Genomic DNA, 15,286 nt, shown 5'->3' on the forward strand with positions numbered 1-15,286 from the left:
CGAGCTTTGTTTTATTTAACCTAATTGCTTACGAGCATTACGAAATATTCTCATCCAAGGGCTATCTTCACCCCAGTTATCAGGATGCCATGAATTAGTTACTGTTCTAAATACCCGTTCTGGATGTGGCATCATAATAGTTGCCCGCCCATCTTGAGATGTCACTGCAGTAATACCGTTTGGCGAACCATTTGGATTAGCAGGGTATTGCTGTGTTACTTTGCCAAAATGGTCAATATAACGTACGGCAATTAATCCTGATGCTTCTAAACGGCTTAGATGAACATCATCACCCACTTCAACACGTCCTTCCCCGTGTGAAACAGCAATTGGCATATGCGAACCAGCCATATCAGTAAATAGCAACGAAGGACTTGATTGAATTTGCACTAAACTAAAGCGAGCTTCAAAACGTTCTGACAAATTGCGAACAAAACGAGGCCATAAATCCGCTCCCGGAATTAAATCTTTAAGATTCGACATCATCTGACAACCGTTACAAACCCCTAACGATAAAGTATCTTTGCGATGGAAGAATTGTTCAAATTCATCACGCACTTTTTTATTAAATAAAATAGATTTGGCCCAACCTTCACCTGCTCCTAAAACATCGCCATAAGAGAAGCCACCACAAGCAACCAGTGTACTAAATTGACTAAGCGTAATTCGACCAGAAAGTAAATCAGTTATATGTACATCGATTGCTTCAAAGCCAGCTCTATCAAATGCTGCCGCCATTTCAACGTGTGAATTAACGCCTTGCTCACGTAAAACCGCGACTTTTGGTCTTATTCCTTTAGCAATATAAGGTGCTGCAATATCGGCTTGCAGATCAAAAGTTAAGTGCACATTTAATCCTGGATCATCTTCATTTTGTTTAGCTTGATGTTCTTGATCTGCACATTCAGGATTATCACGTAAGCGTTGCATTTGCCATGTCGTTTGCGCCCACCATGTTCTCAAGGTTAAGCGTGATTCACGGTATACCGTAGCTGAGTTATCACGCACAATAATTTGTTGACCAGTTTTAGCATTACCAAGCACATGAACCGTATGGGATAAGCCAAACTGCTTAAAGCAAGCCATCACATCATCTAAACGGTTACTAGCTACTTGAATAACCGCGCCTAATTCTTCATTAAATAACGAAGCAATCACATCATGACCTAACGAGGTAATGTCTACATCAACACCACAATGTCCAGCAAAAGCCATTTCGGCCAATGTCACAAACAGCCCACCATCAGAACGATCATGATAAGCAAGCAAAGCATTTTGGTTTACTAAAGCCTGAATCGCATTATAAAAAGCAAGTAGTTCTTTAGGATCATGAACATCCGCTGTTTTTTGGCCTAAATGACGATACACTTGGGCAAGTGCGGTGGCTCCTAGTGCTTGATGACCTTTCGATAAATCAACCAACAATAATGTATTATCCTGATCAGTACGCAATTGTGGTGTCACTGTTTTACGCACATCTTCAACACGCGCAAATGCCGAAATTACCAATGATAATGGTGAAGTCATGGTTTTTTGCTCACCATCTTGTTGCCATGTCGTTTTCATGGACATCGAATCTTTACCAACAGGAATAGCAAGCCCTAAAGTTGGGCATAACTCTTCACCAATAGCTTTAACGGCCTCATAAAGCCCAGCATCTTCGCCCGGATGCCCTGCCGCTGCCATCCAGTTAGCTGAAAGCTTAATGCGTTTGATATCACCAATATTGGTTGCGGCAATATTAGTAATTGCCTCACCAACTGCAAGCCTTGCTGATGCGGCAAAATTAAGTAACGCAACTGGCGCACGTTCACCGATTGACATAGCTTCACCATAATAACTATCCAAACTTGCAGTAGTCAAAGCACAATCAGCAACAGGTACTTGCCAAGGCCCAACCATTTGATCACGAGCAACCATACCCGTCACTGAACGATCGCCAATAGTAATTAAAAAGGTCTTTTCGGCAACGGTTGGCAAATGTAGAATACGTTTGACCGCATCATATAAATTAATTTCAGAAGTTGAAAAATTATCACCATGTGCTTGGTGAGTTTTAACATCGCGTTGCATTTTAGGCGTTTTACCAAGTAGCACATCTAATGGCAAATCGATGGGATGATTATTAAAATGCTCATCATGCAAGGTAACCGCCTTATTGGCGGTTGCCTGACCAATCACCGCATAAGGTGCACGCTCACGCTGACAAAGTTCAGCAAATAATGCCAATTTATCGGGATGAATCGCAAGCACATAACGTTCTTGTGATTCATTACACCAAACTTCTAGTGGTGACATCCCTGGTTCATCGCTAAGTATTTTACGAAGCTCAAACTTACCGCCACACCCACCATCGCTAACAAGTTCAGGCATCGCATTAGACAAACCACCCGCACCAACATCATGAATAAATAAGATAGGATTATCTTCACCAAGTTGCCAACAGCGATCGATAACTTCCTGACAACGGCGCTCCATTTCAGGATTATCACGCTGAACAGAAGCAAAATCCAAATCAGCATCAGACTGACCCGACGCCATAGACGAAGCCGCTCCACCGCCTAAACCAATATTCATCGCTGGGCCACCTAAAACAATCAGTTTAGAGCCAGCTGGAAACTCACCTTTTTGGATATGTTCACGGCGAATATTACCCATACCACCAGCTAACATAATCGGTTTATGATAACCTCGAAGCTCCTCGCCATTATGGCTATTAACCTTTTCTTCATAAGTACGGAAATACCCTAACAAAGCCGGACGACCAAATTCATTATTAAACGCCGCACCACCTAAAGGACCATCCATCATAATATCAAAAGCGCTCACAATGCGATCTGGCTTACCAAAATTTTGCTCCCAAGGTTGTTCAAAATTAGGAATACGCAAATTAGAAACTGAAAACCCAACTAAGCCCGCTTTAGGTTTAGCACCGCGTCCAGTTGCCCCTTCATCACGAATTTCACCACCACTCCCCGTTGCCGCACCCGGCCAAGGTGATATAGCTGTTGGATGATTATGTGTTTCAACTTTCATTAAAATATCTGCATATTCTTGATGATAGCAATATGTTTTATTCTCATTATCCGCAAAAAAGCGCCCAACGATTGAACCGTCCATCACTGCGGCATTATCTTTATAAGCGGACGAAACATAATCAGGAGTGTGTTCAAAAGTATTTTTGATCATCTTAAACAGTGATTTAGGCTGCTTTACCCCATCAATAACCCAATCGGCATTAAAAATCTTGTGACGACAATGCTCAGAATTGGCTTGTGCAAACATATAAAGTTCAATATCAGTAGGATTACGATTTAGTTTTTTAAAGTTCTCAACTAAATAATCAATCTCATCAGATGCTAACGCCAAACCTAATTTAAGGTTAGCCTCGTCTAATGCCTTACGACCTTGATCTAATAAATCAATGATTGTCACTGGCGCAGGTGATTCAACATGAAATAACTGCTCGGCTTGCTCAACATGGCTAAAGACCGCTTCCATCATGCGATCATGAATTAATGCTATAAAATCGTTTTTTTGCCAATCGGTTAATTCTGAACTTACTTGCACATAATAAGCAACCCCCCTCTCAATACGGCGAATCTGTAATAAACCGCAGTTATGCACAATATCAGTTGCTTTTGATGACCAAGGCGAAATCGTTCCCGCTCTTGGCGTCACTAAAAAGAGTTGCTTGCTAGCTATTTGGTTAACATTGATTTGTGCAGTTTTTGGACCGTATTGTAATAATTTATCTAACGTTAACTGTTGTTCAGCCGTCAATTCGCCTGCCAAATCAACAAAATGCAGGTATTGGGCTTCAATATTGATAACAGGGATAGATTTTTTACAACAAGCAGATAAGATTTTACTAATACGAAATGGAGATAATGCAGAACAGCCAGCTAAAATTTTCATGAAAATTACTCTTTTTAAGCTAAAAATAGAGAAGAAATAAGACAATATTATAAAAGAAAGTAAACCATGTGCCTACATAAAAACAGTTATTGAATATATTAAAAAGCTTTACTAACTTTACATTTAAGCATCAAACTATAAATAAAAGCTTTTATATGAAATTATATAATATGACAAATAAAAAAATTGCAGATAAAAACACATAATGTATTTTGACACAATGTGTGTGGATTTCTGCTTAATTTGATTGTAATTGCATAAGAATAATTTTTAATAGTGCGAAATAAATCCTTTATTATTTTATTTTTGGGTTCAGCTAAAACAGCTACCAACCGCATTATGTGAAAATAAGTTTTAAAATAATTCGCCGACTGTTATTCGGCGAATTATTTTAATTAAGTTTTAGATTCACTCCAACTATCCCTTAAACCAACAGTTCGGTTAAACACTAACCTACCTTCAGTTGCAAACTTGCTATCTAAACAAAAATAACCTTCTCGTTCAAATTGGTAGGTTTGCCCCGCTTGAGCTTTTTGTAAACTTGGCTCAACAACACCTTGTTTAATAATTAATGAATTAGGATTAATTGTTGATAAAAAGTCCTCAGCAGCACCTGGATTTGGCGTATTAAATAAACGATCATAAAGGCGAATTTCAGCTGATTTTGCAAACTTAGCCGAAACCCAATGAATCACACCTTTGACTTTACGACCATCTTCAGGATTTTTATTTAAAGTAGTAGGATCATAGTTACAATAAATTGTTTTGATATTGCCTTCTGTATCTTTTTCAACGCGATCAGCACGAATTACATAGGCATTACGCAACCGCACTTCTTTACCAAGCACTAGGCGCTTGTAGTTTTTGTTGGCTTCTTCTCTAAAATCGGCTCGATCGATATAAATTTCACGAGTGAGGGTCGCTTCACGCGTGCCTAATTCAGGACGATTTGGATGGTTTGGCATACTAATTATTTCGTCAATATTATCTGAAAAGTTTTCAATCACGATCTTAACAGGATCAAGCACCGCCATTGCACGAGGTGCATTTTCGTTCAAGTCTTCACGAATGCAAAACTCAAGCGTGCTCATTTCAACGGTGTTTTCTTGCTTGGTGACACCAATTCGGCGACAAAATTCTCGAATCGAAGCTGGAGTGTAGCCACGGCGACGCAGTCCCGATATTGTTGGCATGCGTGGATCGTCCCAACCATCGACAATTTTTTCTGATACTAATAGGTTTAACTTACGTTTAGAGGTAATGGCATACTCTAAATTTAATCTTGAAAATTCATACTGATGTGGGCGAGCATCGATTGTGATATTATCTAATACCCAGTCGTATAAACGACGATTGTCTTGGAATTCAAGCGTACAGAGTGAATGTGTGATGTTTTCTATCGCATCAGAAATACAATGCGTAAAGTCATACATTGGGTAAATGCACCATTTATTACCTGTTTGGTGATGCTCGGCAAACTTAATACGGTATATCACAGGATCACGCATAACAATAAATGGTGATGCCATGTCAATTTTAGCTCTTAGGCAGGCTTTTCCTTCAGCAAATTTACCTGCTTTCATTTGCTCAAACATGGCTAAGTTCTCGTCAATAGGACGATCACGATAAGGACTGTTTTTACCAGGTTGAGTTAATGAGCCCCGATATTCGCGAATTTCATCAGCAGATAGCTCGTCAACATAAGCAAGTCCTTTTTTGATAAGCTCAATGGCATATTCATATAATCGGTCAAAATAATTAGACGAATAGCAAATGTCACCATCCCATTCAAATCCTAACCAACGAACATCTTGTTTGATCGATTCAACATATTCAACTTCTTCTTTAGCTGGGTTGGTATCATCAAAACGTAGATTACATTTACCCTGATAGTCTTGTGCAATGCCAAAGTTTAAACAAATTGATTTAGCATGACCAATATGTAAATAGCCGTTTGGTTCAGGTGGAAAACGGGTATGCGTTGTTTTATATTTGCCAGCTGCAAGATCCGCATCAATAATTTGACGGATAAAGTTAGTTGGACGAGTTTCAGTCTCTGTCGGTAGTGAACCGCTCATAAAAAACCTCTGATGATATGTTTATTAATAACAAATTATGAATATTTGCTTGCCATTACTTTTTGTGTTGGTTGATGAATATAACAAATTTTTGTTATTTCTGAAATGGGAAGCAGGCTATTTGTATCAACAAAATTGGCGTTTGGTTAAACGATATTATTTTTTCACAATATAACTAGGATGTTAATAAAAAAATATCAATAAAAACATCAATAAAATAAATTTGTTACCAATAATTCTTTGACCGTATTTACCAATCAATACTGTCGTTATTCATCTCCCGATTTTAATGAAACCACAAATCTTGCTCCACCTAATGGACTTGTAACCACAAAAGCTTTACCATCATGAAATTCTGCCATAAGTTTTACATATGCTAGACCTAAACCATAACCTCCGGTTGACCGAGTTCGGCTTGTATCAAGTCTTGCAAATGGCATAAATATTTTTTCTCGCGCATTAAAAGGAATGCCAGCTCCATCATCATCAATCTCTAAAATAACACGATTATCTTGTTTAGTAATGTTTAAGATTGCTTTATGCGTCGCATATTTAAATGCATTAAGTAATAAATTTTTAATAATCGTTTCAACCAAATTGGTATCAATAAAAGCCTGTGCATCTTGACTATTACAAACAAGCTCAAATCCTTTAGGTTTAAATAATGTTATGGATTGGCAAACTTTTTCACTCCAATCTTTTAGTGAGACATGAGTAAAGTTTAGTTCAACATTGCTTTGCTGCATTTTAAAGTAATTTAAACTAGCATTGATTAATGTCTCAAGTTCATTAATATCATCACTCATGCCTTTTTGTAGCACAAATCTCTCTTTTTCATCGGTTGACTCTTCAAGCATACTAAGTTCAAATCGCATACGGGCAAGAGGAGTACGTAATTCATGAGCCATCGCATGAGAGATTGTTTGATTGGTACCAACTAGATGTTCAATATGCGTTCCCATATTATTTAAAACATTTGCTAGCGGTTTAAATAACCAACCTTTAACATTTTCGGTTCGGGCTTTTAAATTACCTTGTCCTAACTGCTCGGCAGTTTGTCTAATATTAACAAGATCCTTCCATACTGCACTAAAAGCCATATAAATTAAAATAAAAAAAACAATAGCGCTAAACAAAGCCCAAATAACAAGAAAGATGGTCAACGACATGGTATTGGATGCTAAAATATCCCGCATTACAATCGGGCCTAATTGAAGCAAATTGCCATCTTTTAAATCTATATAAACAATCTCATTATCGCCATCATAAGAAAAACCAAGTTTTTTTAACTCGTTAAGTACAGTATCAGGTAACGGTGTGTTAATTGGTAACACTTCGATAGGGTAGCCAAAATAAGGTTGCAATTCATTAACCACTTCTTGAAGGGGTCGATCTTTATGTTCTTTAATTTGCATACGAATAAGGTTTACCGTACCCCGTTGAGATTCACGAAACACAACATGATCATCAGGTATATCTGTTAATGATGAAGGTAATGAATCAAAAACCAATAAAGCGCCATAAGCAATAATACTTTGCAATAAAAGTAAAATAACTAGATAAAATACAATACGGCGATTAAAAAATAGCGGTTTGGCTAATAATTGACTCAATGATTTTCTCCTTCTCGCATAAATAGATAGCCCTTTCCTCGCACTGTTTTGATGCGAGATGGATTATCTGGGTCATCAAGTAATTTACGACGAAGTCTTGAAACACGAGCATCAATAGATCGATCACTACCATCAAAATCAATACCACGAACTTGTGAAAAAATATCATCTCGAGACAAAATGCTTCCTGCATTAATGGCTAGTATCCAAAGCAGATCAAATTCGGCAGTGGTTAAATCAATCTCGTGTTCTTGCAATAGTACTTTGCGATTTTCGCCATCTATGGCTAATTGACCAAATATTAGTGTTTTATTATTTTGAGGTATGACAAGTTCTTTTATGTTGTCTTTATCGCTTTCTATCTGCTTTCGCCGTAATAAAGCTCGTATTCGCGCAAGTAATAATCTGGGTTCAACAGGTTTTGCCAAATAATCATCCGCTCCCAATTCGAGCCCAACAATTTCATCAATATTATCTTCGCTTGCTGTCATAATCAGTATAAAATTACTAAACCATGTACGAATATCTCGACAAATATCAAAACCTGTTTTTTCAGGTAACATGACATCTAATATCACCAAATCAGGATTAAGTTGTTGAATCTTTTCTTCAGCACCAGCACCACTATTATGCCATTCAACAAGGTATCCTTGTCGAATAAGATAGACTTGAATTAAATTGGCTAACCGCTGATCATCTTCGATGATTAATATACGTTCACTCATTATCTGTTCTTAATTACCACGGCTTGTACTTAGAGTGTCTCATTATACAGACAATTTATTCCCCGTTACAAAATATATACAAAGAGCCAACAAAGTTTATTGGCACTGTATGAGAAAATTTGCACCAATATCTTTATATAGACTATTTTTATATCCAACATGAATACTTTTTCATCAATAACAGGTTCGCTTTTTAATCCGTCTTATACACAGTACCACACGCCAATTGTCTTATGTGATTTTGATGGCACAATTAGTATAAAAGATGTTACTGATACGTTACTCGACCATTTCGGCCAAGATGGTTGTGATGAGCTTGAAGAATTATGGATTAATGGCAAAATTGGCTCTCAAGAATGTATGAGCAAGCAAATTTCCCTAATGGACGCAAGTTTAGAAGAGCTTAACCAAGTTTTATCAAAGATTGAAATTGACCCAACATTTAAGTCATTTATCAATTATACTGAACAAAATAATATTCCTGTTCATGTGGTAAGTGACGGATTAGATTATGCGATTCAGTTCATTTTAAAACGTCACGGCATTGAACATTTGCCTATTTTTGCTAATAAATTACTCCATGACAATGAACGTAGTTGGCGACTTGAATTTCCTTATTCTAATAAAAATTGTATAAAACAGAGTGGTAACTGCAAATGTAACCATGTTAAAAAACAGCAATATTTTCCACAAATACTTTATGTGGGTGATGGCACGTCAGATTATTGTGTTTCACATAATGTTGATTTTGTTTTTGCTAAAGATAAACTTGTTAACTATTGTGAAAAAAATAGAATTGAACATTGTAAGATTACTAATTTTGCAGATGTAACTACGGCATTAAAACAGGATCAACAAGCGGTTATTCCTGTCATGATGGTAAAAGAATAAGGAATTTTAATGAGTAAAATTGAAGATTTATCTTACTTTCTTCCAGGTAATAAAAACGGCGTGCTATTGATTCATGGTTTAACTGGTACACCTAATGAAATGCGGATTTTAGCTAATGGTTTAAATAAAGTTGGATTTACTGTTTATGCAATCCAATTAGCTGGGCATTGTGGTACTGAAGAAGATCTGTGCAAAACAACATGGCAAGATTGGTATAAAAGCGTACAAGATGGTGCAAATTATTTAGCACAACATGTAGATAATATTTTTGTTGCCGGATTATCAATGGGGGCACTACTTGCATTAAAACTTGCTGCCGATAGACCTGAACAAATTAAAGGTGTTGGCGTTTTAGCTCCCACATTTTGTTACGATGGTTGGAGTATGCCTTTTTGGGCAAAAAAACTTTTTTTCTTACTCGTTTACTTTAAAAAATTAGGTATTTTTCAAAAAAAAGTTTTTATCGAACAACCACCTTATGGACTTAAAGACGAACGTATTCGAGCTGTCGTTTCTGAAAGCATGTTAAGTGGTGATGCAGCCTCAGCTGGGCTTGCAGGCAATCCATTTCCTGCACTTGCCGAAATGCAGTTACTGGCAAAAGCCATGCGTAAGCAATTACCTAAAGTTACTTCACCTTGTTTAATTATGCATTCAGGCAACGATGATATCGCAAATATAGAAACCAATGCCAAATTAGTTGAAAAATCGGTATCAGGATCAACAAAATTAGTGGTATTAAATGATAGTTATCATTTAATTACGATTGATAGTCAACGACGTGAAGTAATCAAAGAGTGTGCATCATTCTTTGATAATATCGCAGAAGGAATAAAAGCATAATGTCACCATTAGTTATTATACTTTGGATTAGTAATATCTGTTTTGATACACTAGGGCAAGTCGCTTTTAAATTTGCCGCCATTGCTCCCAATAACCGCGATGGTTGGTACTATTGGTTGGATTTAGCTAAGAATAAGTGGATTTGGGTTGGTATTATCGCTTATGTAGCTGAATTTTTATTATGGTTAGCCTTTTTAACGTTAGTACCCCTTTCGCAGGGCGTATTACTTGCTTCATTTAATATCATTACTATCATGCTAGTAGGTCGAGTGATTTTTAAAGAATTGCTCACTATTTATCGCTTAATTGGTATGTTATTAATCACCGCAGGCGTTATTTTTGTAGGGATATCTTAATATGGCCAGATTTTATATAATTGGATTTACCGTATTGCTGCTTTTTGACACCATTGCTCAGTGTAGTTTTAAATTAACTGCAATACATGCAGCACCATTGGCTATGAACGTTGATTGGCTAGTTCGTGTATTTACTAATCCATGGATTTATATCTCAATAGCGGGGTATATTTTAACTTTTTTTACTTGGATGACTTTACTAAAAAAAGCTCCTGTAGGCCCTGCTTTTGCGGCATCTCACTTTGAAGTTGTAACTGTTATGGTGGTTTCAATCTGGCTATTTCACGAACCGATTACATTATTCAAGTTAATTGGTGCAATATTAATTGTTTCAGGTATTTTCTTTTTAGCGTTAGCAGAAAGTAAATTATCTAAACAAAAGCCAAACGATCTTCAACGTTAAGTTCCAATATAGCAAGGAAAGTAGGTGATTTTTATACTTAACCACGTACTTTCCTGAAGCTTTTTTACAAAAATTCATACAGATAATGCCTTTAATAATGTCAAATTAAGCTGATATTGCTCTTGCTGCCAATTGTGAAGGTCATTTGGTGATATGGTAGGTTGTTTATCAAGCGAGCTAAGAAAACGCTTAAACCAATTTGATGGCTGCCATATTGATAGTTCACCTGTAATATCACTGCCAATAATTCTAGATTTAATTGAAGAAATAGTATCCAGTAGATGATAAGTTTGTAATTTACCTTGATCCCAGTTGGTGTGAATTACCTCTTCACTCAATACATCTTTATCAATCGACATATAAACAGGCTGTGCGCTATGATATTGTTCTGATAGGAAGTTAGCAATAAGATCATCTGGTGTAATAAAATGCCTAAAAGCATGCCCTAAGCCCATTTTTTTAGCCCATGCAACATTAACATCTAAACTCCAATAGGTCAGCTTTTTATGAAGCAGTGGTGCCCATCGATTCTCCCAACAATGTGTAATCCCAATATCATGAGAAGTAATACCAAGTACATGTACATGGCTCACAAAAGGCAAACTTGCCACGTAACTTACCCATGATCCACAATGGATACCGAACAAATAGCGCATATTGTCAGGGTGATTATCAAAAATCACGACTTGAATCGGGTTATCGGCAGAATATTGCTGTGCTAAACGTTCAATAAGCAATAATGAAATATGATGAAAATCACCACTACCCATGAGTACCGTACCATGGCTTTCTGGTAAAAATTGCTGTAACACATGGTTAAATCGGTTAAACGTCTTTTTAGTACAACCAAAGCGTATTGCGTCTTGCCACTGGGTAAAATCAATCGTTTTAGCATGACAAATCTGACCAACACTTCTATCAAAATCGAGAATAATAGGGCATGTCATGCTACTTTCTCCTTATCATTTTCAAAATAACCAATGAATCTACGCAATACACCCCTTAATAATGGATTGCGAATATAGACAAGATGTTTAGTAAAGGTAAATTTTGCACCTAACGAAGCTTTTACTTCGGGATCAGTCCAACCTGCAATATAGTGACTAAAGCCTTGCTGCAAAGCATATTCAAGATTAACAAACCAACTTACAAAATAGAGATTAAGTTCTCTTGCCTGTGGATAAACCATGCCAATATATTTATCAACTAACATATTATTAACTACAAAACAAATATTATACCCAACCAATTTATCATCATGATAATAAGTCACTATATGCGCATTTTGGGTTTTACATTGTAATAGTTGGGTGAAAAACGGTTTGGTCAATAAGTCAAAATGTATTTCACTTTGCTGATAAACATTAAGGTACAATTGATAATACTCATCTATAACAGTATCATTAAAAAAACAATCATCACCACTATGCAAAACATTAATATTTAATTTTTCACGTGATTTTAGTTTTCGTCTAAAATTTTTACGCCGGCTATAAGAAAAACGAGAAAAGACTTCACTTATATCACTAAAATCAATCGGTACCCAAGCCAATGCTTGCCCTTCAACTTCAATAAAGCCTTGTGCTTTTAATGATGAAATAAGGCGTAATGAATAGTCATTATCTTTTTCACACAGTAAAGGTGATGCAATAGGTATATCTTTAACAATTAAAAAAGGATATCGTTTAGCATAAGCCGTTTTTAGATTTTCAGCTAATTGATTTGCTTCAACATTATCATTTAATAACGCATATTCCGAAACAGTAGCACCGACGAAACAAGTATTGGGCTGTAAATAACACCGCCATTTATGATAAAACGGAAGTTTCTGAACTTTATAACTGAAATCATCATCCGCAGTAGTAAGTAGATTAAACTTAGCAGAAAAAATAGGTACACCATCTTCACTAAGCCATACAGAAAAATCTTGTGGAGGATGATTTAAAAAATTTTCTATTAATTCATTTGGTTCTAACTGGTTGATGTATTTCATAACGTTAAATCTATGATTGGCTGTAACACGCAGTCCCGCCAATAAACATTGACGGGAAGATGAGAATTAAGCAATTAAAGCTCTCTTTTCGCTCGCGTAATTAATTGATCTAAAAGTTCAATGCCCTGATCAATTTCTTGACGAGAAATATGTAATGATGGTGCAAAAGTAATCACATTTTTATAGTAACCACCGATGTCAAGTACTAAGCCCATTTTGGTGCCTTTCCAATCAAGATCACCTGACATGCCAATATCAACCATTTTATCAACTAAGGCTTTATTAGCTGTAAAACCATCTTCTGTACAAATTTCCGCACGAAGTGCCAAACCTAAACCATCAACTTCACCAATTTCTTTATGTTTCTTCTCAAGTGTTTTTAAACCTTCAAGGAAGTAAGCACCACTATCCATAACCATTTTTTCATAATCGGTTTCAGAAGTCATTTTCAACACTTCAAGACCAACTGCCGTACCTAATGGGTTTGATGCAAATGTTGAATGTGTTGAACCAACTGGGAACACTTCAGGGTTAATTAATTCTTCACGCGCCCATAAACCACCAAGTGGGTTAAGACCATTAGTTAATGCTTTAGCAAAAACCACAACATCTGGCTTAACATCAAAATGTTCAATTGACCAAAGTTTACCAGTACGATAAAAGCCCATTTGGATTTCGTCGACGACTAATAAAATACCATACTGATCCAAAACCTTCTTAAGACCTTTAAAGTAATTACGAGGAGGAACAATATAACCACCTGTTGCTTGTAAAGGTTCAGCATAAAATGCAGCGTATTCTGCTTGCCCAACTTTTGGATCCCAAACGCCATGATATTCGGTTTCAAATAAGCGCGCAAATTCTGCAACCAAATGCTCACCATACTCTTCTGCTGTCATTCCTTTTGGACGACGGAATGGGTATGGAAATGGAACAAACATCGCACGATCACCAAAATGACCATAGCGACGGCGATAACGGTAACTTGATGTGATTGATGAAGCCCCTAAAGTTCGTCCATGATATCCACCTTGAAAAGCAAACATTAATGATTTACCACCTGATGCATTACGAACTAATTTTAATGAGTCTTCAATACATTGAGAACCACCAACATTGAAATGTACACGACCTTCGTAACCAAATCGCTTTTCCATACCTTGAGCAATGGTTTTGGCTAATTCAATTTTTGTAGGATGTAAATATTGGCTAGCACATTGTGGTAACGTGTCGATTTGCTTTTTGAGAACATTGTTTAAACGTTCATTAGCGTAACCAAAGTTACATGCGGAATACCACATTTGTAAATCAAGGAAAGCTTTGCCTTCTTTGTCATACATATAGCTACCTTCACAACCGTCAAAGATTTTTGGTGGCTCAACATAATGCACAGTATCACCAAAAGAACAATATTTAGCTTCATCGGCCAATAGCGTAGCATCATCAGGGCGACTATTAATCATTTCTAAAGTTGGTTTACTCATAATTTATCTCACTAATCCATATTCAAACATGATAAAATGTGGCATTATTATTCAAGAAATTGGTTTGTTACAATGTACAGTTAATGTATAAATTGTGTGACGGCAATAAAAACAGTTAAATACACACTAATAAATTTGTATAACTAGCAACGGGAGAGCACTTTTTATAAAATAGGCATAAAAAATGAAAAAAACAGCTTATAAACTTTTTATTTTATCAATCCTAGCTTTAGGATCTATCCAAATTGCAATAGCTAATCCCACATCCATTGGTTTTGGTGTCGGCAGATCGAATTCACCCTACAAAAGCTACAGTACAAATTATTACCCCATCCCTCATATTGATTATGATAATGGTCTATTTTTTATCGATGACCTGTCTGCTGGCGTCTATGCTTATAAACAAGGCAATCAAAGTTTTTCTATTGGTACTCGCTATCTATCTAACGAATTTACCCCCCATGAATCAAATAACCACCAACTGAAACAGTTAAAGTCACGTCATACAACCTTATTAGCTCAAATCGAATATTCAATTGACACAAAATGGGGAAGTTTTTCTAGCAATGTTGGCAAAGATATGTTAGGTGAAAGCAATAGTATTTTAATCAATGCTGATTACAGTTTACCAATTATACAAGAGAGTTTAATTATTGTTCCAACTATTGGCATAAATTGGGCAAATAAAAAACATAATAATTATTACTATGGCATATCGCATAAAGAATCTTATAGTTCAGGATTAAAGTACTTTAATCCAGATAATACATTTACTCCTTATGTCGAAATAGCAGTGCAATATATGTTAAACAATCATTTTGCTACTTTTGGTGGAATCCATGTCGATAAATTAACTGGTGATGTCTCAAAAAGCCCCATGGTTGATAATAGTACTGTTACATCAATTTATATGGGGATTTCTTATAAATTTTGAGTGAGATAAATAAAATTGAGATAAAACAACATAACTTATTATGTGTAA

12 protein-coding genes are annotated in these 15,286 nt (G+C 36.2%); 5 read left to right on the forward strand and 7 right to left on the reverse strand.

Annotated elements, in window-relative coordinates:
* Positions 1–15: 15 nt before the first annotated feature.
* The 4 genes from purL to A9G34_RS08990 all read right to left on the reverse strand — a co-directional run bounded on the left by purL (position 16) and on the right by A9G34_RS08990 (position 8,334).
* Positions 16–3,918 carry a phosphoribosylformylglycinamidine synthase gene (purL, locus tag A9G34_RS08975; protein WP_065569507.1) on the reverse strand — a complete coding sequence of 1,301 codons (3,903 nt, stop codon included), beginning with the start codon at positions 3,916–3,918 and terminating at the stop codon, positions 16–18.
* 395 nt (positions 3,919–4,313) lie between these two features.
* The gene (glnS, locus tag A9G34_RS08980) at positions 4,314–5,996 is read right to left on the reverse strand and encodes a glutamine--tRNA ligase (protein ID WP_065569508.1); all 1,683 of its coding nucleotides are present in this window, start codon (positions 5,994–5,996) and stop codon (positions 4,314–4,316) included.
* 269 nt (positions 5,997–6,265) lie between these two features.
* Positions 6,266–7,609 (reverse strand): ATP-binding protein, encoded by a 1,344-nt coding sequence (locus A9G34_RS08985; RefSeq protein ID WP_065569509.1) that lies wholly within the window; start codon positions 7,607–7,609, stop codon positions 6,266–6,268.
* Positions 7,606–8,334 carry a winged helix-turn-helix domain-containing protein gene (locus tag A9G34_RS08990; protein WP_065569510.1) on the reverse strand — a complete coding sequence of 243 codons (729 nt, stop codon included), beginning with the start codon at positions 8,332–8,334 and terminating at the stop codon, positions 7,606–7,608. The genes A9G34_RS08985 and A9G34_RS08990 overlap by 4 nt, the downstream gene beginning before the upstream one ends.
* 159 nt (positions 8,335–8,493) lie before the next feature.
* Between A9G34_RS08990 and A9G34_RS08995 the strand changes: the two genes are divergently transcribed.
* The 4 genes from A9G34_RS08995 to A9G34_RS09010 are packed head-to-tail and all read left to right on the forward strand — an operon-like array spanning position 8,494 to position 10,827.
* Positions 8,494–9,225, forward strand: coding sequence for an MtnX-like HAD-IB family phosphatase (locus A9G34_RS08995; protein WP_081295308.1), 732 nt, complete (start codon positions 8,494–8,496; stop codon positions 9,223–9,225).
* 9 nt (positions 9,226–9,234) lie between these two features.
* Complete coding sequence (locus A9G34_RS09000) at positions 9,235–10,068, forward strand: alpha/beta hydrolase (protein WP_034948502.1); 834 nt, start codon at positions 9,235–9,237, stop codon at positions 10,066–10,068.
* The gene (locus A9G34_RS09005) at positions 10,068–10,424 is read left to right on the forward strand and encodes an EamA family transporter (protein WP_065569511.1); all 357 of its coding nucleotides are present in this window, start codon (positions 10,068–10,070) and stop codon (positions 10,422–10,424) included. The genes A9G34_RS09000 and A9G34_RS09005 overlap by 1 nt, the downstream gene beginning before the upstream one ends.
* A gap of 1 nt (position 10,425) precedes the next feature.
* Positions 10,426–10,827, forward strand: a complete 402-nt coding sequence (locus tag A9G34_RS09010; protein ID WP_034948508.1) for a DMT family transporter — start codon at positions 10,426–10,428, stop codon at positions 10,825–10,827.
* 74 nt (positions 10,828–10,901) lie between these two features.
* Here A9G34_RS09010 and A9G34_RS09015 read toward each other — a convergent pair whose 3' ends face one another.
* From A9G34_RS09015 to A9G34_RS09025, 3 genes are all read right to left on the reverse strand, one after another.
* On the reverse strand, positions 10,902–11,774 hold the full coding sequence (locus A9G34_RS09015) for an arginase family protein (protein WP_034948511.1): 873 nt from the start codon (positions 11,772–11,774) through the stop codon (positions 10,902–10,904).
* Complete coding sequence (locus A9G34_RS09020) at positions 11,771–12,820, reverse strand: GNAT family N-acetyltransferase (RefSeq protein ID WP_065569512.1); 1,050 nt, start codon at positions 12,818–12,820, stop codon at positions 11,771–11,773. Before A9G34_RS09020 ends, A9G34_RS09015 begins: the two co-directional genes overlap by 4 nt.
* 74 nt (positions 12,821–12,894) lie before the next feature.
* Positions 12,895–14,304, reverse strand: a complete 1,410-nt coding sequence (locus A9G34_RS09025; RefSeq protein ID WP_141670393.1) for an aspartate aminotransferase family protein — start codon at positions 14,302–14,304, stop codon at positions 12,895–12,897.
* A gap of 184 nt (positions 14,305–14,488) precedes the next feature.
* Here A9G34_RS09025 and A9G34_RS09030 point away from each other — a divergent pair, with 184 nt between their 5' ends.
* Positions 14,489–15,238, forward strand: a complete 750-nt coding sequence (locus A9G34_RS09030) for a MipA/OmpV family protein (protein WP_034948517.1) — start codon at positions 14,489–14,491, stop codon at positions 15,236–15,238.
* Positions 15,239–15,286: the final 48 nt, after the last annotated feature.

The organism is Gilliamella sp. Choc4-2 (assembly GCF_001690355.1).
Taxonomy (GTDB): Bacteria; Pseudomonadota; Gammaproteobacteria; order Enterobacterales; family Orbaceae; genus Gilliamella; species Gilliamella apicola_A.